Consider the following 19,455-nt stretch of genomic DNA (forward strand, 5'->3'; position numbering starts at 1 on the left):
ATATTTGCGCCTAGCAAATATAAGAAATGCGTATCAATTTACTCTGCATTGGCAAAACGGATGATAAAGAAATCACTTCTTTGATCAATTATTACCTTACCCGCCTCCCCAAACACTGGAATTTTGAAATTATTGAAATTCCGGATGTAAAAAATGCCAAAAACCTTTCTCCGGATTTATTAAAAAAAGAAGAAGCCAAGCTATTCTCTAATCATATCGATAAAAATGATTTGGTCGTTCTTTTAGACGAAAAAGGAAAACAGTTTACAAGTAGAGAGTTTTCACAAAAAATAGATACCTGGATGAACTCTTCGGTGAAAAAAGTTCACATCTTAATTGGTGGAGCGTATGGTTTTTCAGAAGAAATTTACACCAGAGCAAACGAAAAAATGTCATTATCTAAAATGACATTCACGCACCAGATGATCCGGTTATTTATCGTTGAACAGTTGTATCGTGCAGACCAGATTTTACAGGGAAAACCTTATCATAATGATTAAATTACAGATATTTAATTAAATATTAAACTTTTAAACCAATTTGTCTTTTTGCTTCACCCACCACAAAGGCTACAGAATTTGCAATATTAAAACTTCGGATTAAATTTGACATCGGAATCGTTAAATGATTATCAAAACGAGATAAAACATCTTCATTTAACCCCACACTTTCTTTTCCGAAAACGAGCCAGTCGCCATCCTGAAAATCAGTGTCCAAATAGGATTTCTCAGCATGTGAACTCATCAAAAAAACGCGGGATTTATCCGGTATCTGCTGAATCCATTCATCAACGTTTGCATATTCTGAAACATCAAGATGAACCCAATAATCTAAACCGGAACGTTTCAGGTTTTTATCATTAATTACAAATCCAAAGGGATGAATTAAGTGTAATTTACTTTCCGTACCTACACATAAACGTCCGATATTTCCTGTATTATTTGGTATTTCGGGTTCTACGAGAACAATGTTTAACATATTTAATTTTTACTGGTTTTTCAGAGAAAACCTTATCATAATGGGTAAATTATTTTGCAGGTGCTGCCGTACATTTTGCATAATAATCTGCGAGAAGACCTTTTTCGTAGCCTAAACTTACGGCTTTATCCAGTGTTGTACATGCTTCTTTTGGCTTTGCAGTATCAAACAAAATCAAAGCTTTTGTAACATAAGATTGAGAAAATTTAGGATCTATTGAAATCGCTTTATTAACATCAACAAGAGCTTCTTTAGATTTTTTCATTTTAAGATAAACATCAGCTCTTCCGTTGTACAAAAGAGATTCGGGCTTTTCGGAAATTAACTGATTATAATCTTTTAAAGCACCTTCCAGATCACCGCTGTTCTTTTTCAGATTGGCTAATCCTGTTTTTGCATAAATATTATCTGCCGCAAAACTTAAAATCTGATTTAAATCTTTTAAAGCCAGCTCTTTTTTCCCCTGACTTTCATAGATTTTAGAACGCGTTAAATACATGTCAACATTTTCAGGCTCTATCTGGAGCCCTTTATCAATGTATTCAAGAGCTTTTGCCTTGCTTCCTCTCTGGCTGTTTAATGAAGCCAGATTTGAATAAACAGAAGCGGATAAAGGATTTGCTCTCAAAGCAGCTTCATAGGATTTAAAAGCCAAAGCAGTCTTTCCTAGTCTTCTCTGTGACGTTCCTAAATTGTTATAATAATCAGATTGAAATTTCTGAATCTGTTCTTTTTCAGCAAGTTTAGCATATTGCTCTTCTGCGCATTTGTAGTCTGCTTTTTTAAAGCATTCTTCAGCTATTTTAGCATCCTGAGCATAAAAATTCAATGAGGAAAAGGCTGATACCAGAATTAATAAATGTTTTTTCATGAGGTTATATTTTGTTTATTGATTACTTTTTTGGCAAGTGCACCAAATATCACTCCCAATAAAAGTCCAACAAACGCCCCCACCAAAATATCTATCGGGAAATGTACACCTAAATATATTCGGCTGTATGCTACCACCACAGCCCACACAAATATAGCATAAGGAAACCAATTGAGTTTCTTTTTTAATAAAATACTTAAATAAGTTGCCAAAAAGAAGGTGTTGGAGGCATGCGCAGAATAGAAACCAAACTGCCCTCCACATTTCACGATTCTCATGTGATGCTCTAAAGTAGGGTCATGACAGGGTCTTAATCTTGCCACACCGAATTTGAAAACACTAGCCAACTGATCGGAAACCGTAGCTCCAATCACTATGAATATGAGAATAAAAACTAAAGACCTTAGTTTGTAATTTTTATATAAAAAGTAAAGAAATATAATGTAAAGCGGAACCCAGATCCAAGTGCTGGAGATCAGCATCCAGAACTGATCAAAAGAAGAATCTCCCAAATTATTGAGAAACAAAAAAGCCTTCTTATCTTCCTGAATAATTTCTTCCATGGATTATCTGCTTACAGGCCCTTCATGAGTTTCGTCATCGACAGGCTTTAGCTTAGCTGGTTCATTAGATTCGGTAGGATTCGGTAAGAAGTCTTTCTCCATATCTTTCATTGGATTGTACTCTTTTGCGGCATCTTTTACCTTCTCTATTTCACGCTTTATTTCAGAAACAGGGTTATCCGTTTCCTTCATTATCTCAGTTTTGATATCTTCCACTGCGCCACGCATTTTTCTTATGCCCGAGCCTAAGTCACGTGCTATCGAAGGAAGTTTATCCGGTCCGAATAATACAACAATCGCAACTGCGATCAGTGCCATTTCTCCAAAGCTTAATTCCATGTTACAAAATTACAAAAGATATGTGAAACTGAATATGAAATATTAAGTTTTAATAAAATATTAAGCTTTTCATATCATTACTCGGCTTTCAGTTCTTTAATATCTTTTATAAGTTGCTCCATGTCAGTCTGTAAAGTTCCGTTATAAATTCCTCTTATTTTCTTGTTTTTATCTGTAAGAATAATATGTTCCGTATGTAAAAACTCTGTGCTGTCACGCGTAAAACCGAGATCTTCTTCCGCAAAATACGATTGACGGGCAAGTTTATAAATTTCTCCTTTCTTTCCTGTCAGAAAATGCCAGTCTGGATTGTTTATTTTATTTAAATTTTTAAAATCTTTCAGTTTTTTTGGAGTATCGATCCAAGGAGTAACAGAAAAAGACAGGAAAACCACATTGGGATCTTTTTCATATTTTTTATTTACAGCACTTAAATTTTTAATCATTATTGGACAGATACTTCCACAAGAAGTAAAAATAAAACTCGCAATATGTATTTTATGATCAATTGTTTTATCAGTAATTATTTTATTATCCTGATCAGTAAACGAAAATGGTGCAATTGCATGAGTAATTTTCTTCAAAGCATCTTCTTTCGATAAAAATTGTGGACTAAAATCCGGAGTATTAAAATATGGCAAAGAATTATCTTCCTGTTTTTGACAGGAAAACAGGATCAATAATACAAAAAAACTACTTCTGAAAAATACTGTCTGTAACATTTACACAATTTTTTGTTCCTAACAATCCGTACCGTTTTCCGTTTTTGATCACGTAATTTGATCTTATCTTTCCGTTGTCATAAAATTGTTTTTGGCTTCCTTCTTCGTATCCTAATTTGTAATTCATGAGTTTTATGAGTCTTCCTTCCCTGTTCCATTCTTTAAATTCTCCATTATTTTCACCTTTAAGAAAAGAGCCTGAAATTTTCATTTTCCCGTTTTCCCACCACTCTTTTAACGTTTTCACTTTTATTCCGTTCTCGAAATACCGTTGTTCTTTTAATTTTTTATTTGGATAAAATCTTCTCCATTCTCCATTTTCTTTTCCATTATTAAAACCCATTACTTCCGCAGTATCTTTTGTATCAGGATAAAGTGAGTAAATAACCCCCGTGAATAATATATTATTACTCATCAATAAGCCATTCTTATTTTCTACATTAATCTCTTTGAAATTAAAATATTTCGGTTTCTCATTAGAAGATTTACAGGAAATTAAAAGAAGAAATAAAAAACTAATTACTAACAGTTCCCGGCGTCCCATAAAATCCATTTCCATTGATATAAGGATCTGTACTTGTGATGTGATAATGATAAATTCCGCTCGGATAATCTGCTGTCACAGAAGTATGCCCATGATAAGCATCTAATGAAGCACTTGCAACTGCAGAACCATTTTCTTCAGGACCATACACCGGAAAACCATCCAATAAAAAGCCTAACAATGCAGATTTTGATGCTTTTACCGTTGTAAGATATTTTGGTTCAACATGATAATGATAATCTCCGCCCGGAGCAGGATGTCCCCACCATTGATCAAAAGAAACAATTTCTCCGGATAAAGGTTGATTTGGACCCGCGTATTGATTGAAAAAAGGAACTCCGTTCAGAGAGACTCCAATCGGACCAAGCGGTGTTGCTGAATGTGCCGAATTCAAAGCAGGATTTATTGGAATTTTAAATGTATAATTTTTTGTTGAAATAGAATTCGGGTTTTTTGAAAATACATATCCTCCAAAAGTTGTTCCCGAAAAATTTTCATACAGACTATTGCTTGTAGCATAATAAACGCTTTTATGATCTGGCGTTCCATTCGTTTTTATGTAAACATAAGTGCCGTCTGAGGTAATACTTGATGCTCCGTAAATCTTTTTATAAATCGCAGGAACTTCCGAATTATTCCCATTATCAGTACTTTCCTGGCTCGTTGAATCATCGCTATTACTGCATCCAACAAATACGGCTACTGTAATTAAGCCTAAAAATATTCTGCAAATTTTCATATTTATGTTATTTTCGCTAAATATATAAAAATACCACAACAAAAATTAGATTTAACTTAATATTTTACATAAAATATCACTTTTTTAAATAAAAAAAAGATGAAACAATTAACTTGATTCACCTTTTCTTTATTTTTTTAATACTTTTTACTTTATTTTATTCTTTTGAAAAGCATAATAGGTAGCAACTACACTCGCTGCCATCAATAAAAATGCCAGGAAAAATGGTGCTCCCGAGAACTTAAAAGGTGCTTCATCATGGGTAAAATAATAAAACAAATTCGTCATCATTGGAGGGCCGACAATAGAAGTTGCACTCATCAAACTCGTTAATGCTCCCTGAAGCTCACCCTGTTCGTTTGCAGGAACACTTTTCGTGATCACGGACTGAAGAGCCGGGCCGCAAATTCCTCCTAAACAATAAGGAATTAAAAAAGCAAACATCATCCACCCTTCTGTAGCAAAGGCAAATAGTAACATTCCGAGTGCGTATAATGCCAATCCGTAATAAATACTTTTATGTTCACCCAATCTCGGGGTCGTCCATCGAATTAAAACTCCCTGAACCAGTCCAACCAATAATCCGACTACTCCGAGGGAAATCCCAACCATTCTTTCTGTCCAGCTGAATTTATACATGGTAAAGAAACTCCAGTTACTTTGTACGGCATGTCCTGCAATATAAATTAAAATCAAGGCAACAATCAATCCTGAAATTTCCGGATGCTTTCCTAAAAACTTAAATGAACCTACGGGATTTGCTCGTTTCCAATCAAATTCTCTACGCTTATCTTTATCTAAACTTTCCGGAAGAATGAAGTATCCGTAAAGGAAATTAAGCAAACATAAACCTGCTGCTGCATAGAAAGGAACTCTCGCCCCATAGTGACCTAAAATACCGCCAAGAACAGGTCCGATAATGAACCCTAAGCCAAAAGCCGCTCCAATTAATCCAAAATTTTTCGCTCGATCTTCATCCGTGGAAATATCTGCGATATAGGCACTGGCCGTTGTGACACTGGCACCGGTGAGTCCGGCAATGATCCGCCCTAAAAAGAGCCACCAAATTGTTGGTGCCAACGCAAGGAAAATATAATCCACCGCAAAACCAAAGAGGGAGATCAGAATAATAGGTCTCCGCCCATATTTATCACTCAGGTTTCCTACAACCGGTGAAAATATAAATTGAGTAAAAGCATACGCAAATCCCAACCAGCCACCATATTTAGCGGCTTCACTGATGTCTGCATGAATTAGTTCCTCAATTAGTTTGGGAACAACAGGAATGATGATTCCCCATCCTGTAATGTCAATCAACAGCGTTATAAATATAAAGCCTATGGCCGCTTTTTTCCTTGAATTTTCCATAATCCTGCAAAAATAATCAAATTGAGAAAAATAATGGTTCTAAATTGTATTAATTAGTTGTTAGATCTTAGAAGCTAGATATTAGTTTTAAAATAATACCATATTAATGCAAAAAAAGCCTTTCAAATTGAAAGGCTTTTTCTTATTTATTGTAGTAATACTTATTTTGAAGCAAGTACTTCTTTAGAAGTAGTCGTTTTTCCGTGTACTTCATCTTCTTTTCCAGATTTAAGGAAGTCATACGCAATTGCCGAAGCAATGAATATGGATGAATAAGTACCGAATCCAATACCGATCAACATCGCAAACATAAATCCTCTTAGATTGTCTCCACCAAAGATGAAGATCGCTAAAATTACAAGGATCGTTGTAAATGAAGTGTTGAATGTTCTTCCTAATGTACTAGAAATAGAGTCATCAAATAATCCTGCTAACGTCAGAGATTTCTTCTCTCTTAAATACTCTCTAATTCTATCAAAGATAATAACGGTATCGTTAATTGAGTAACCCAATACAGTAAGGATCGCTGCAACGAAATCCTGATTGATCTCCATGTTGAACGGCATATACTTGTGAAGCAACGAATAAGCTCCCAAGATAATAACCGCATCATGGAACAATGCTGCAACAGCACCTAAAGAGAATTGCCATTTTCTAAATCTTAATAAGATGTATAAGAAAATACCTCCCAAAGCAGCAGCTACTGCAAGAACACCGTGAGTTTTAATATCATCTGCTACCGTAGGTCCTACTTTTTCAGAAGAAATAATTCCTGCATGCTCTTTATCTGCAGATTTGAAATCATGTAATGTTACATTTGCCGGTAAGCTTGATTTTAAACCTTCATATAATTTTTGTTCTACAGTCTGGTCAGCTTTTAAAGATTCGTCTTCGATAAGGTAATCTGTAGAGATCTTTAATTGCTTGTCGTTACCAAAAGTTTTAGCTTCAACAGAAGAGTTTTTACCGTCTTCAGTTTTGAATATTTTTACTAAGTTCTGTTCAACATCCTCAGCATTTACCGCTTTATCAAATCTTACAACGTAGTTTCTACCACCTGTAAAATCGATTCCGTATTTGAATCCGTTGATTGCAATTGAGCCAATACAAACAACTGTTAATACAGCAGAAATGATATAAGCATATTTTCTTTTCCCTATAAAATCGATCCAAGTATTTCTGAATAGGTTTTTCGTTGGAGCCGTCCAAACAGAAAGTTGTTTTCCTTTATTCAATCTAGAGAAGATCATTACTCTTGAAAGTAATACTGAAGTAAAGAATGTCATCAAGATACCAATTCCTAACGTTAAAGCAAATCCTTTAATAGGACCTGTTCCGAATAAGAATAATACACCTGCCGTTAATAATGTCGTTAAGTGACCATCAACAATCGCACTTAATGCATGTTTGAAACCATCTTTATAAGCTTCTAAAATGCTCTTTCCTGCAAATAATTCTTCCTTCGTTCTTTCGTAGATAATTACGTTCGTATCGACGGCCATAGCCATTGTAAGAACGATACCTGCGATACCAGGAAGTGTTAATGTAAAGTCTCCGGAATCCATGATTCCGAAAATATAGAATAAGTTAATGATCATTGCAATTACAGCGTATACACCTGCACCACCGTAATAGAAAATGATATAAACGATAATAATCAAGAATGCAATAGCAAATGAAATAACCCCGGCATCAATAGACTCTTGTCCTAATGATGGTCCTACAACAGTAGCCTGAACCACTTTTGCACCTGCAGGTAATTTACCCGCTCCTAGAACGTCAACCAATTCTTTAGCTTCTTCCTGAGAGAAGTTACCCGAGATTTGAGTTCTACCGTTCGGAATGGCACCTACAACGTTTGGCGCAGTATAAACTCTACCATCCAATGTTACAGCAACCGGTTTACCAACGTTTTTCTCAGTTAATGTTTTCCATTCTTTAGCACCTTTAGAATCCATCTGCATGTCTACTACTACTCTGCTTAGCTCATCATAGCTAATGCTTGCAGTTTCAACGGCACCGTCTACAGGAGCTTTTTGGCTAATGTTACCTCTGATTGCATACAATACTAAGCTTTCAGTATCTGTAGCTTCAGGCTTGTAACCCCAAAGGAACTGTGTATATTTAATATTTGAAGGACGTAAAGACTGCGCTACTTTGCTGTTCAAGATCTTGTTTACAGTAGCTGTATCAGATAATTTTACACTTCCAACAGCGCTTTGACTCATAGACTTACCTCCCTGCATGATGTTCATGAAGTTGACATTCTTGGCAACTCCCATAGAATCACCTTTTACAGCGATCATTGTAGCTAATGTTTGGAAATAAGGATAAACTTCAGGAGCTTGCTGTACTTCCCAGAACTGAAGTTTTGCAGAAGTCTGAAGCATTTTTTTCACCTTATCGATATCTTTCATACCAGGCATTTCAACAGAAATTCTTGCCGTACCAGGTACTCTCTGAACGTTTGGCTGCACCGCACCCATTTTATCGATTCTGGTTCTGATTACCTCAAAAGCTGTTCCTACAGAAAGGTCAATTCTTCTTTTGATAATGCTTTTTACCTGCTCATCAGAAGTATTATACTTGATTTCTGATAAATTGGTATTTCCGAAAAGTTCCGGATCTGCAAGTTTAAGATTTGTTCCTTTTGCTTTGTTTACAGCATCAAACTCAACAAAGAAATTGTCGATATAAGATTTTGTAGAATTCTTCTGAGCTTCATCAGTTTTATTTAAAGCCTCGATAAGAACAGGATTTGTAGAGTAATTTGTAAGATCGTTTACCAAATCTCTTTGGTTGATCTCCAAAAGAACGTTAATCCCACCTTTCAAGTCAAGACCAAGTTTCATTTCCTTGTCTTTGGCTTTAGTGTAATAAAGTTTTGTGAATCCCAGGTTCAGCGTATCTTTAGAAAGTCTTGCAATTTCTTTCTGATACTTTTCCGGATTGTCTCCTGCAACAGCAGTCGCCTGCTTTTCAATTTTGCTGGCGTACCAAGTTGGTAATAGCTCATTTAAGCAAATTAACCCTAGTACAATAGCAACAATTGTAATAAGTCCTTTTCCTTGCATTTTGTTATAACTACGTTAAATTAAGTCGGCAAATATAATGATTTTCTTGATATTTTATGAATTTTTAAGAACAGAAATCGTTTATTTTCAGATATATCGGCTATTTCACTTCTATTTAAGATTTATCAATTTTTCTGTTATATTATGATGATATCTAAAATTTGATTGGTACGAAATTTTCATTCACTTAATTCAACACACTAAATATCAAAATATTATGAAAAAATTACTTTTTACGGCAAGTATTTTTTCTTCCTTAATCCTTAATTCTCAAACAATTATTTTGGAAGAATTTGCCACCGGACTTACGGCTCCGGTCGAGATTACAAATGCTAATGACAGTAGGCTTTTTGTAGTGCAGCAGAACGGAATGATTAAAATTATTCAACCAAACGGGACAATTAACGCCACGAATTTTTTAAATATCAGTTCTAAAATTCTTTATGGCGGCGAAAGAGGACTTTTAGGCTTGGCATTTCATCCACAATACTCGACAAACGGGTATTTTTTTGTGTATTACAACAACACGGCAGGAAATATTATCGTTGCGAGATACACCGTAACTTCCGATGCGAATGTTGCAGATCCTAATTCTGAAAAGATCTTACTGAATATTCCAAAACCATTCGACAATCACAATGGCGGAAGTATTCATTTTGCCCCAGACGGAAATTTATGGATCGTCACCGGAGATGGCGGAAGCGGTGGAGATCCCAACAACAATGCTCAAAACAAAAATTCTCTGTTAGGGAAAATGTTGAGAATTGATGTTAATGCAACGGGACCATACAATATCCCGTCAGGAAATCCTTTTATTGGCTCAACTGTTGATGGCTTAGACGAAATCTGGGCTTACGGACTCAGAAATGCCTGGAAATGGTCTTTTGACCTTACAACAGGAAATGCGGTGATTGCAGATGTTGGACAGGGACAGATTGAAGAAATCAACAGAATGCCGCTCACACAGGCCGGAATCAACTACGGATGGCGCTGTTATGAAGGAAATACAGCCTACAACACGACAGGCTGTCAGAGTGCTTCAACAATGACTTTCCCAGTTGCCGTTTATGATCATTCGGGGGGAAGATGCTCCATAACCGGAGGTTACGTTTACAGAGGAACGACCTATCCTACTCTTCAAGGGAAGTATCTTTTTTCAGATTATTGTACTCCACAGATTGGAGTTTTAGATTCTGGAAATTCAATTACATGGACAACCTCATTTGCGGGCAATAATTTCTCAACTTTTGGGGAAGACAACCAAAAAGAACTTTATGTTGCGGCTGTAAATAATGGAAAAATTTATAAAATTAAAACAGAAACGTCTTTATCTACACAGGAAAACAATAGCTTGAAGCAAATCAAAGTATATCCGAATCCTGCTTCTAAAAAAGTTTTTATTGACGGTTTGAAAGATAAAGATATTTCCGCCGAAATTATAAGCTCAGAAGGTAGAAAAGTTCTTGAAAATGCGAAGATCAACAGCGATAACAGCATTGATATTACTGGAATTCCTGCAGGAGTCTATTATATTAATTTAAAATCCGGGGAGCTTAAATCTTATAGTCAGAAATTGATTATCAAATAAAAAAATTAAAAGCCTCAGAATATTCTTTTTGGGGCTTTTATAAAATACCAAAATCCAGCAAGAATTGGAATTACCATCAATATTCTTTCAATTAAAGAAAATCTTGCCACTTCAAAATCAAATAATTCGGGTTGAGTTATTGCTAAGAAAACCATTACCAACGCTGAAATTATCATTAATACAACAGGAAATTGTTTCGGCTTATCTGCATTATTTTTAAATTTCAAATTCAAGATCCAATATCCCAAAAACATCGTCATATAAGGAAAAGCCCAGATTCTATACGTATCCCATGCAACGAAATGAAGTAATAGTGGGAAAAAAACAGCGATCATGAATAGAAAAAATAAAGGCAAACCTATTCTTTGGTATTCTCTGTAAACAATAAACAGTAAAAACAAAATCGGAATACTAAAAGCGAAAGATTTATGATAAATCATTTTTATAATAAAACTTTTACTCTCTGTTTCTAAATAATGTGTAAATTTTTCAGTGTACGATGTTGCAACCAGATCTGCAATATCTTTTTTAATAAACCCTGAACCATTAAGATAATTGAACAAATTTAAATAATTCTCCTTTCCATAAAGTTCCTGATAATAAGACAAAAAGAACATCAAAACAACAGGAAGCGTCAGAAATAAAACACTTTTCTTGACTAATTTTATATTAAAAGCTTCTTTGAAAGAAAATTTTTCATCGGACATTTCTGCGACAATTAAAGCAAAAAGAGAAATAGGAATTGTCAGGAAAAAAGATATTTCATGAATCAGCAAACTTATGCAGACCAATATTGATGAAAGAAAGATCAGATTTTTTCTTATTAAATAAATAATCAATATCGTCAATAAAAAAACAATATGGTCAAAGTAACCAATGATATGGGCACTTAAAACCATATACTGCGACAGAAAGAAAACTAAATAAAATACTACTTGATAGATATTTTTCGAAAGATTATTCGTCTGTTTTAAGACAATAAAGTATATACATCCATAAAGAATCAACAATATTACTGCTGAAACCAACAGAATATTAAATTCATTTTTCTGAAAAAAGAAACCAAATATTTGTCCTGCAAGACCTCTTTTAATAAATCCGAACCGATAATCGATCAGCCAATGCGCTTCTGACCACTCATTCGGAAATCTTATCGTTTTAAGAACACTGAAAATCAGTGCATACAAATAAAGTAAAGCAAGCAGAACCTTCCCCTTCATAGACTAGATCGTCATTGAGAAAATTCTTGTCTCAGGTTTGTTTCTCATCATTCTAAGGTCAAAAACCATCGCAACATTTCTCGTAAATGCTCTACCTTTTTCGGTAATTTTTATCTGATTATCATGAATTTCAACCAACTCGTCTTTTTCCATTTCTGTCAGCATTTCAAAAGCATTTTCCAGCTCAGGGAAAGAGTTTTGAGCATCGAAAGTTGTTTCAAGCTGACACATTAAATTCAAAATATGTCTTCTTACAGTCAGATCTTCTTCATTTAAAATATGCCCTTTTACCACAGGGATTTCACCCTCTTCAACCGTCTTCTGGTACTCTTCAACCGTTTTTACATTCTGAGCAAAAGCATACCATGAATCAGAAATAGAAGACATTCCAAGACCAACCATCAATTGAGTGTTGCTCGAAGTATATCCCATGAAGTTTCTGTGAAGCTTTTTCTGAATTAATGATTGGTACAAATCATCATGCTCCAAAGAGAAATGATCCATTCCCACTTCAATATATCCTAGATCTTCCAATAATTTTTTACCATCTTCATACAAACGGCGTTTTTCTTCTCCGCTTGGCAGGTCATTTTCATCAAAACCTCTTTGTCCAACTCCTTTTACCCACGGAACGTGCGCGTAAGAATAAAAAGCAAGTCTGTCAGGTTTTAATTCCATTGTTTTACGAATTGTATGTTCCATCGCTTCCCAAGTCTGATGCGGAAGTCCGAAAACCAAATCGTGACTGATCCCTCTGTAGCCAATTTCTTTAGCCCATTCCGTCACATTTTTTACATTTTCAAAAGGCTGAATTCTGTTGATCGCTTTCTGAACTTTAGGATCGTAATCCTGAACCCCAAAACTTACCCTTCTGAAACCTAGATCATACAAAGTCTGAAGATGATCTTTCGTTGTATTATTCGGGTGACCTTCGAAAGAAAACTCAGGATGTTCTGCAATTTCCACACTTTCAAAGATACCTTCCAATAAAGTTTTTAAGTTTTTAGGAGAAAAAAATGTTGGTGTTCCTCCGCCTAAATGAAGTTCTTTTAATTTTGGCTTTTCATTAAAAAGCTCCAGATAAAGCTTCCATTCTTTTAAAACACTCTCCAAATAAGGTGTTTCTACGCTATGCTGTTTTGTAATACGCTTGTGACACGCACAAAACGTACACAAAGCCTCACAGAAAGGCAAATGGATGTAAATAGAAATTCCTTCCGCTGCATTGCTTTCCTTAAATGACCTTACAACGCTTTCCTTCCACTTTTCAGGTGAAAAAGTACTCTCGTCCCAATAAGGAACAGTAGGATAAGAAGTATAACGAGGTCCCGGAATATTATATTTATCTATTAAAGAATTCATTGAAAATGTAAATTTAAAAAAAGGAACTCCAAAAGGAATTTCATATTGCAAAATTAAATATAACTTATGAATTTTAAATCATGAATTATATTAGGGTTTCTTTTCGAAATTTATAATGAGTCTAAATACCGCATCCGCAAAATTCTTTCCCAAATCGATGTAACCTGCACTGTCATAGTGCCAAGGGTCATTTCCGTAATTATATTTCACCGTTGATCGGATGATTGCAGCATTTTTATCATTCTTCACAAATTTTTCCTGAGCATATTGCACCAACTCCCCTGTCGGCCAAACTTTCCCGACTTCATTCTTCCCGGAATCTGAGATTTTCCCGATCACAACAGGCAGATCATCGATTAATAAAGTTGCTCTCATTTGATTCATCAATATTTTCAGGTGATCGTAATATTTATTGGCAATTTCTTCTGTGAAACTTGCATCACCTTCACCCTGCATCCAAAGAATTCCGGAAGGTATCAATTCGTCCTTTTTGCCGTTTCCGTCGATATCCGCTTCAGATAAAGCATTTTTCACGGTTTTTAAAAAGTTATCGTATTGGTTGATTCCATTTTTTCCGTTAAAATCTGCATCCCAGCATCCGAAATTAGCAGCTGCGAGGCTGTCGATGGAAGTTCCTTCTCTTGCATACTTTATTAAGGCAATTTTATCATTCGGGAAAAGTTCTTTCATTCTTTTCGCAAAAGTGATTTCTAAACCGAATCGGTCTGAAAGCGCATTGGTTTTCCCATCTGTTTTAAATCCGGTCCCATGTCCGGGTTTTAAAACATCCCATTTTCCGACTCCGCCATTCAAATCTCCGTCCGGAACTGAATTTCCCTGAAAAATATAGACGTCTTTAAAATTTTTCAAATCATTCGGAAGATCTTTACTGTAACCGAAACCATTCATATTGGATTGTCCGGCCAGAATAAAAACTCTAATTTTTTGTGTATAAAATAAAGCTGGAATTAGTAAAAGAAAGAATATTTTAAAGTTTTTCATGCGAAAATTTTAACCAAAATTAAGTTGAAGAAAGTTTTAATAAGACGTTTTTAAAGAGATATGCTCTATATGAAAAATTTAAAATTTTAATTTAAGTAAAGATATTTTGTCTTTTCCAGCCAAAACAATTGTATTTCCGTTCACCCATTTACAGACAAAAAATCCTTTTTCATCTGAAATTTTCTTCCACGTTTTTCCAAAATCTGAGGAATAACTGATGTGTTGATCTCCAACGGAAATAATTTCTTTTCCTTTTGAATTTGGTTTAATTTTTACACAAGTTGTATATCCCGCATTTTTTCCGGAAGCCTGAATTTGCCATGTTTCTCCACCGTCGTTAGTCGTTGCAATATTATTGACATTTGCATCTTGTTTTGTATAATCTCCACCAACTGCAATCCCGAATTTATCGTTAATAAAATCTATCGAATACATTCCCTGAGAAGATTCTCCCTGAATAAAAGGTGTATCGAATATTTCAAACTTTTCATTTTTAAATGCTAACCTTAAAATTCGCGATGCTTTTCCCCCTGTTGCAATCCAGAGATAGTTTTTAGTTGAAGCTATGTTAGTATTACTTGCTGCAAATGCGGCTTCACCGGGATTTAGTTTACGTTCATTTTCAATCAAATACCATTTATTCCTTCCTTTTGAATTAAAAACGGCAAGCTTTAAATTATTATCTTTATCAGAATCACTGAACGCATATGCCAAATCCTCATTTACATAATGTAAAGCATCATAAAAAGCAGTTTTTGTAGTATCTGTAAATATCGTTTGTGATTTCAAACTTTTTTTATCAATCTTAAAAAAGTAAGCCGGACTTTCAATATTTATAGCATAAAATGAAGTTTTATCCTGAGCCAAAGTTCTGAATTGAAGTTTCTTTTCGGATAATTTGATCTGTTTTTGATTATTAAAATTCTTTAAATCAACACAACCAAACTTTGAATCTGTTCCGCTGTACCAGACTTTCCCATCATAAATTTCCAAAGCTCGGATGCTTATTTTATCATTTAAAATAGTTGTCAGACTTTCTACTTGTTGAGAAAATGTAAGTATTCCCAAGAATAAAAATAAAAATGGTAAAGGCTTTTTCATATTAGCAAAAATAAAAAATCCACAGAATTCTGTGGATTTTAAGTTGAATATTTTTTAATTAATCTAGATCTGGTTTTTCTAAAGGCTGCTGTTCAGCTTTAAAAGTTTCTCCAAAACCTCCGTTTTGAAGTTTAGAGTTTCTTTTACTGTATAGGAAATAAATAATGAAACCGATAATTAACCAAGCAAAAGAATATAGTTTAGCTTCTTTACTTAAGTTAAAAATCAAATAAACATTAATTAAAATACCTAAACAAGCGATCAAAGGTAAAGCCGGAACTTTGAAATTTCTCTGTAAATTAGGTTCTTTTACCCTCAATACCCAAACGGCAACACAAACCATCGTGAATGCGAATAAAGTCCCGAAACTTGTCATGTGAGCAAGGTCATTAATTGGTGTTAAAGAAGCAACAACAGAAATTACACCTCCCAAAATAATAAGGTTTTTCGTTGGAACCCCAGTTTTAGGGTTTACTTTTGAGAAAGTAGCAGGGATAAGACCATCTTTAGACATTCCCAAGAAAATTCTTGACTGTCCCATGATCATTACCATTAATACTGAAATCAAACCAACTGTCGCTGCAATCGTAATGATGTAACCAGCCCAAGCATATCCGGCAATATCAAATGCGTAAGCTACAGGAGCTTTGATAGCATCAGGATATTTACCAAGTGGATTGAAATCTGTATAATGCATCATTCCCGTTAAAACAAGAGATACTAATATGTATAAAAGTGTACAGATAATTAATGAAGTAATAATAGCAAAAGGAACGTCCTTTTTAGGATTAATCGCTTCTCCGGCTTGTGTGGAAACTGCGTCAAATCCTACATACGCAAAGAAAATAGCAGATGCTCCCGCCACTACTCCGCCTATACCGTATGCAGAATGCGAGACCCCGCCTTCCGTAATAGTTGTAGCTTCAGGGATGAAAGGAATCCAGTTTTTAAAAGGATCAGCTGAACCGAAAATAATAAATGCTCCAGCAACAATTACAAAAATGATAGCCGAAACTTTAAGGATAACGATAAAGTTGTTTGCTTTTGCCGCTCCTTTTGTTCCTCTAACTAAAATAGAAATTACAAATAAAACGATAAAAAATGCCGGTAAATTCATTGAGAAACCTGAGTTTCCTGCCGCCCAATACGTTTGTGGATCAGTTGTAAGCCAAGCTGGCAAATGTAACCCAAACATCTTGAGAAGTTTTGCGAAATATCCCGACCAGGATACTGCAACTGTCATTGATCCCATTGCGTATTCAAGAATCAGTCCCCAACCAATGATCCAGGCGAAGATCTCTCCTACTGTTCCATAAGCATAAGCGTAAGCCGAACCTTCTACAGGAAGTATCGATGCAAATTCTGCATAACACAAAGCTGCAAATACACAGGCAATTCCTGCGATCACAAATGACAAAGCCAATGCAGGACCTGCATTATAATAAGCTCCTGTTCCCGTCAATACAAAAATTCCTCCTCCGATAATTGCTCCGATTCCAATAGCAGTAAGGCTCCATTTTCCAAGAACGCGTTTCAGCTCACTCTTTTTGATATCAGCTTCATAGGCGCTCATCGGTTTTTTAACCCAAATTTTAGACATATTTTATTATTTATTAAAGATTTACGAAAATATAAAAAATTTAGAAATACTAACGTTTATTGACAAACTTTCGTCATTTATTTTAAATTTTAAAACTTAAAAACCTGATTCACATATAATTTAAGGCATTTTCAGGTGTCTGAATTTTTGTTTATTTTTGACCTCATGAATTTATACGATCTTTTCGTAAAACCGTATGAGAGCTATACTGATTTACAAATTCTGTTAGAAGCCAGCGGAACGGTCTTCGGGATTTTAAGTGTTTATTTTTCCATCAGGAAAAATATTTGGGTGTACCCTACCGGTATTGTTTCTACTTTGATTTATGTTTACATTCTTTTCAACTTCGGATTATTGGGAGATTGTATGATCAACGTTTATTATACCGCAATGAGTGTTTACGGTTGGATTTTATGGGCTAAAAATTCTAAAGATCATATTCATGTTGATGTAACGTGGGCTACCAAAAAAGAATGGGTTTTTGCAATCTTCCTTTTCATAATAAGTCTGCTTTTAGTTACCATCATATATTATTATAAACCTTACATTGATAATAGGTTTTCAATGGAGGGTACCAACTTAGGTCTATATTATCTTGACTGGGCAAATTGGCTGGATGTTATCACCACTTCAATATTTTTAGTCGGGATGTGGTTTATGGCCAAACAGCGCATTGAGAACTGGATTTTCTGGATCATCGGAGATTTTATTTGCATGCCGATGATGATTTTTAAGGGTCTCGGTATCACTTCGGTTCAATATTTGGTATTTACAATAATGGCGATCTTAGGATACGTCAGTTGGAAAAAAAGTTTTAAAGAAAAAAGTACAATAAAGTCATGAAAAATTTATTAAAAATAACATTAAGTATTTTCGCTATAGCAAGCTTAACATCTTGTCTTGCTTATTCAGACGGATACACAGATAATGGATACGGAGATCCATATTATAACAATGGAAATTATTATGCTCCGCAAGGATATTATGGCGGAGGCGGATATTATGGTAACGACGGATATTATTACAGAAATGATATCAATTATTACTATGACAACGGCGCCCCATATTATTATGGAAGCAACCGAAGAAAAGTGTATGTAGAAAGAAGAAATACAACAACTACACAGAGACCTAATAACGGTTTCCCTACAAATTCCAATTCAAACAGAAATAATAACGGAAACGGATTTAGAAATAACGGGAATAACAACGGAGGTTTCAGAAACTCAAATTCCGGAAGTAATCAAAATAGCGGAGGTTTCAGAAATACTACACCACCGGCGAATAATGGCAATAACGGAGGATTTAGAAACAGTACGCCATCAAATAACAATAGTGGCGGATTCAGAAATCAGCAACAAACTACTCCCGCACCACAAAATAACAACAATGGTGGATTTAGAAACGATAACAGCTCGTCAAACAGCAATAGCGGAGGATTTAGAAACAGTTCAGGCTCACAGAGCGCTCCACAAACCACAACTCCCACGAGATCAACCGGAGGCGGATTTAGATAAAACGATTATAAATAAGAAAACGGACAGCTAACACTGTTCGTTTTTTGTTTTAAATATAGTAATTTTGCACGTTTATATTTTAGACAAGAAAAGTATGGAATTTTATAAATATCAAGGCACGGGAAATGATTTTGTAATGATCGACAATCGTGATCTGCAGTTTCCTAAAGAAAAAAATACGATCGAAAAATTGTGCGACAGACGTTTTGGAATCGGGGCTGACGGTCTTATTTTATTGGAAAATGAAGACGGTTATGATTTTAAAATGGTATATTATAATTCTGACGGCGGAGAAAGCACAATGTGTGGAAACGGTGGAAGATGTCTTGTAGCCTTTGCTTTTTTCCTTGATATTTTTGAAGATAAATGCAAATTCATCGCCATTGATGGTGATCATGAAGCTGAAATCCACAACGGGATCATTAAACTGAAAATGATTGATGTAGAAACTGTTTCCAGTGACGGAGAAGATGCCGTGATGAATACCGGCTCACCTCACTATGTAAAATATGTGGAAGACCTGGTAAATTACAATGTTTTTGCACAGGGAAATAGCATCAGAAACTCTGAAAATTATAAAGAAAAAGGTATCAACGTAAATTTTGTTGAAAAAATTACCGATGATGAAATCTTTGTAAGAACCTATGAACGAGGCGTTGAGGACGAAACTTTCAGTTGCGGAACAGGAGTTACAGCTTCTGCTTTAACTTTTCTGCAAAAACATAATCTAATCTCTGTAAAAGTTAAAACTTTAGGCGGAAACCTTAAAGTGTATGCTGAAAAAAACGGAGATTCTTTCCAGAACATTTGGTTAGAGGGTCCTGCAAAACAGGTCTTTAGAGGAAAAGTAGATCTTATTTAAAAACA

Annotated in this window: 19 protein-coding genes; 5 read left to right on the forward strand and 14 right to left on the reverse strand. The window is 34.9% G+C overall.

Going from position 1 to position 19,455, the window contains the following annotated elements; genetic code table 11:
• The first annotated feature begins 26 nt into the window (after window positions 1-26).
• Window positions 27-500 (forward strand): 23S rRNA (pseudouridine(1915)-N(3))-methyltransferase RlmH, encoded by a 474-nt coding sequence (locus tag BT156_RS17465; RefSeq protein ID WP_072412045.1) that lies wholly within the window; start codon window positions 27-29, stop codon window positions 498-500.
• 22 nt (window positions 501-522) lie between these two features.
• Here BT156_RS17465 and BT156_RS17470 read toward each other — a convergent pair whose 3' ends face one another.
• The 9 genes from BT156_RS17470 to secD form a co-directional block, all read right to left on the reverse strand.
• Window positions 523-978: a tRNA (cytidine(34)-2'-O)-methyltransferase gene (locus BT156_RS17470; RefSeq protein WP_072412047.1), complete on the reverse strand. Its 456-nt coding sequence runs from the start codon at window positions 976-978 to the stop codon at window positions 523-525.
• Between the two features lie 49 nt (window positions 979-1,027).
• Window positions 1,028-1,849 carry a tetratricopeptide repeat protein gene (locus BT156_RS17475; protein WP_072412049.1) on the reverse strand — a complete coding sequence of 274 codons (822 nt, stop codon included), beginning with the start codon at window positions 1,847-1,849 and terminating at the stop codon, window positions 1,028-1,030.
• The gene (locus BT156_RS17480) at window positions 1,846-2,412 is read right to left on the reverse strand and encodes a phosphatase PAP2 family protein (protein ID WP_072412051.1); all 567 of its coding nucleotides are present in this window, start codon (window positions 2,410-2,412) and stop codon (window positions 1,846-1,848) included. The genes BT156_RS17475 and BT156_RS17480 overlap by 4 nt, the downstream gene beginning before the upstream one ends.
• Before the next feature lie 3 nt (window positions 2,413-2,415).
• The gene (locus BT156_RS17485) at window positions 2,416-2,751 is read right to left on the reverse strand and encodes a Sec-independent protein translocase subunit TatA/TatB (RefSeq protein WP_072412053.1); all 336 of its coding nucleotides are present in this window, start codon (window positions 2,749-2,751) and stop codon (window positions 2,416-2,418) included.
• A gap of 77 nt (window positions 2,752-2,828) precedes the next feature.
• A complete protein-coding gene (locus BT156_RS17490) occupies window positions 2,829-3,473 on the reverse strand; it encodes an SCO family protein (protein WP_072412055.1) in 645 nt (214 codons plus the stop codon).
• Window positions 3,445-3,888 (reverse strand): toxin-antitoxin system YwqK family antitoxin, encoded by a 444-nt coding sequence (locus tag BT156_RS17495; protein ID WP_170857339.1) that lies wholly within the window; start codon window positions 3,886-3,888, stop codon window positions 3,445-3,447. The genes BT156_RS17490 and BT156_RS17495 overlap by 29 nt, the downstream gene beginning before the upstream one ends.
• A gap of 100 nt (window positions 3,889-3,988) precedes the next feature.
• Window positions 3,989-4,756 carry a YHYH protein gene (locus BT156_RS17500; protein ID WP_072412057.1) on the reverse strand — a complete coding sequence of 256 codons (768 nt, stop codon included), beginning with the start codon at window positions 4,754-4,756 and terminating at the stop codon, window positions 3,989-3,991.
• 147 nt (window positions 4,757-4,903) lie between these two features.
• On the reverse strand, window positions 4,904-6,124 hold the full coding sequence (locus BT156_RS17505; RefSeq protein WP_072412059.1) for a TCR/Tet family MFS transporter: 1,221 nt from the start codon (window positions 6,122-6,124) through the stop codon (window positions 4,904-4,906).
• A gap of 161 nt (window positions 6,125-6,285) precedes the next feature.
• Window positions 6,286-9,198 carry a protein translocase subunit SecD gene (gene secD / locus BT156_RS17510; RefSeq protein ID WP_072412061.1) on the reverse strand — a complete coding sequence of 971 codons (2,913 nt, stop codon included), beginning with the start codon at window positions 9,196-9,198 and terminating at the stop codon, window positions 6,286-6,288.
• Window positions 9,199-9,415: 217 nt separating this feature from the next.
• On the opposite strand from secD, the gene BT156_RS17515 reads away from it, so the two are divergent.
• Window positions 9,416-10,786: a PQQ-dependent sugar dehydrogenase gene (locus BT156_RS17515; RefSeq protein ID WP_072412063.1), complete on the forward strand. Its 1,371-nt coding sequence runs from the start codon at window positions 9,416-9,418 to the stop codon at window positions 10,784-10,786.
• Window positions 10,787-10,800: 14 nt separating this feature from the next.
• Here the strand turns inward: BT156_RS17515 and BT156_RS17520 are convergent, their stop codons facing one another.
• The 5 genes from BT156_RS17520 to BT156_RS17540 form a co-directional block, all read right to left on the reverse strand.
• Window positions 10,801-12,006: a hypothetical protein gene (locus BT156_RS17520; protein WP_072412065.1), complete on the reverse strand. Its 1,206-nt coding sequence runs from the start codon at window positions 12,004-12,006 to the stop codon at window positions 10,801-10,803.
• A 3-nt stretch (window positions 12,007-12,009) separates the two neighbouring features.
• Complete coding sequence (gene hemN / locus BT156_RS17525) at window positions 12,010-13,368, reverse strand: oxygen-independent coproporphyrinogen III oxidase (RefSeq protein WP_072412129.1); 1,359 nt, start codon at window positions 13,366-13,368, stop codon at window positions 12,010-12,012.
• A 90-nt stretch (window positions 13,369-13,458) separates the two neighbouring features.
• Complete coding sequence (locus BT156_RS17530) at window positions 13,459-14,370, reverse strand: sialate O-acetylesterase (RefSeq protein ID WP_072412067.1); 912 nt, start codon at window positions 14,368-14,370, stop codon at window positions 13,459-13,461.
• A gap of 78 nt (window positions 14,371-14,448) precedes the next feature.
• Entirely contained in the window at window positions 14,449-15,471 is a 1,023-nt protein-coding gene (locus BT156_RS17535; RefSeq protein ID WP_072412069.1) for a WD40/YVTN/BNR-like repeat-containing protein, read from the reverse strand.
• A gap of 58 nt (window positions 15,472-15,529) precedes the next feature.
• A complete protein-coding gene (locus BT156_RS17540) occupies window positions 15,530-17,071 on the reverse strand; it encodes an APC family permease (protein WP_072412071.1) in 1,542 nt (513 codons plus the stop codon).
• A gap of 165 nt (window positions 17,072-17,236) precedes the next feature.
• On the opposite strand from BT156_RS17540, the gene pnuC reads away from it, so the two are divergent.
• The 3 genes from pnuC to dapF all read left to right on the forward strand — a co-directional run bounded on the left by pnuC (window position 17,237) and on the right by dapF (window position 19,450).
• Entirely contained in the window at window positions 17,237-17,914 is a 678-nt protein-coding gene (gene pnuC / locus BT156_RS17545; protein ID WP_072412073.1) for a nicotinamide riboside transporter PnuC, read from the forward strand.
• Window positions 17,911-18,588 (forward strand): hypothetical protein, encoded by a 678-nt coding sequence (locus tag BT156_RS17550; protein ID WP_072412075.1) that lies wholly within the window; start codon window positions 17,911-17,913, stop codon window positions 18,586-18,588. The genes pnuC and BT156_RS17550 overlap by 4 nt, the downstream gene beginning before the upstream one ends.
• Before the next feature lie 94 nt (window positions 18,589-18,682).
• Entirely contained in the window at window positions 18,683-19,450 is a 768-nt protein-coding gene (gene dapF / locus BT156_RS17555; protein WP_072412077.1) for a diaminopimelate epimerase, read from the forward strand.
• Window positions 19,451-19,455 lie beyond the last annotated feature (5 nt).

The sequence above is a fragment of the Chryseobacterium limigenitum genome, assembly GCF_900114875.1.
Lineage (GTDB): Bacteria > Bacteroidota > Bacteroidia > Flavobacteriales > Weeksellaceae > Chryseobacterium > Chryseobacterium limigenitum.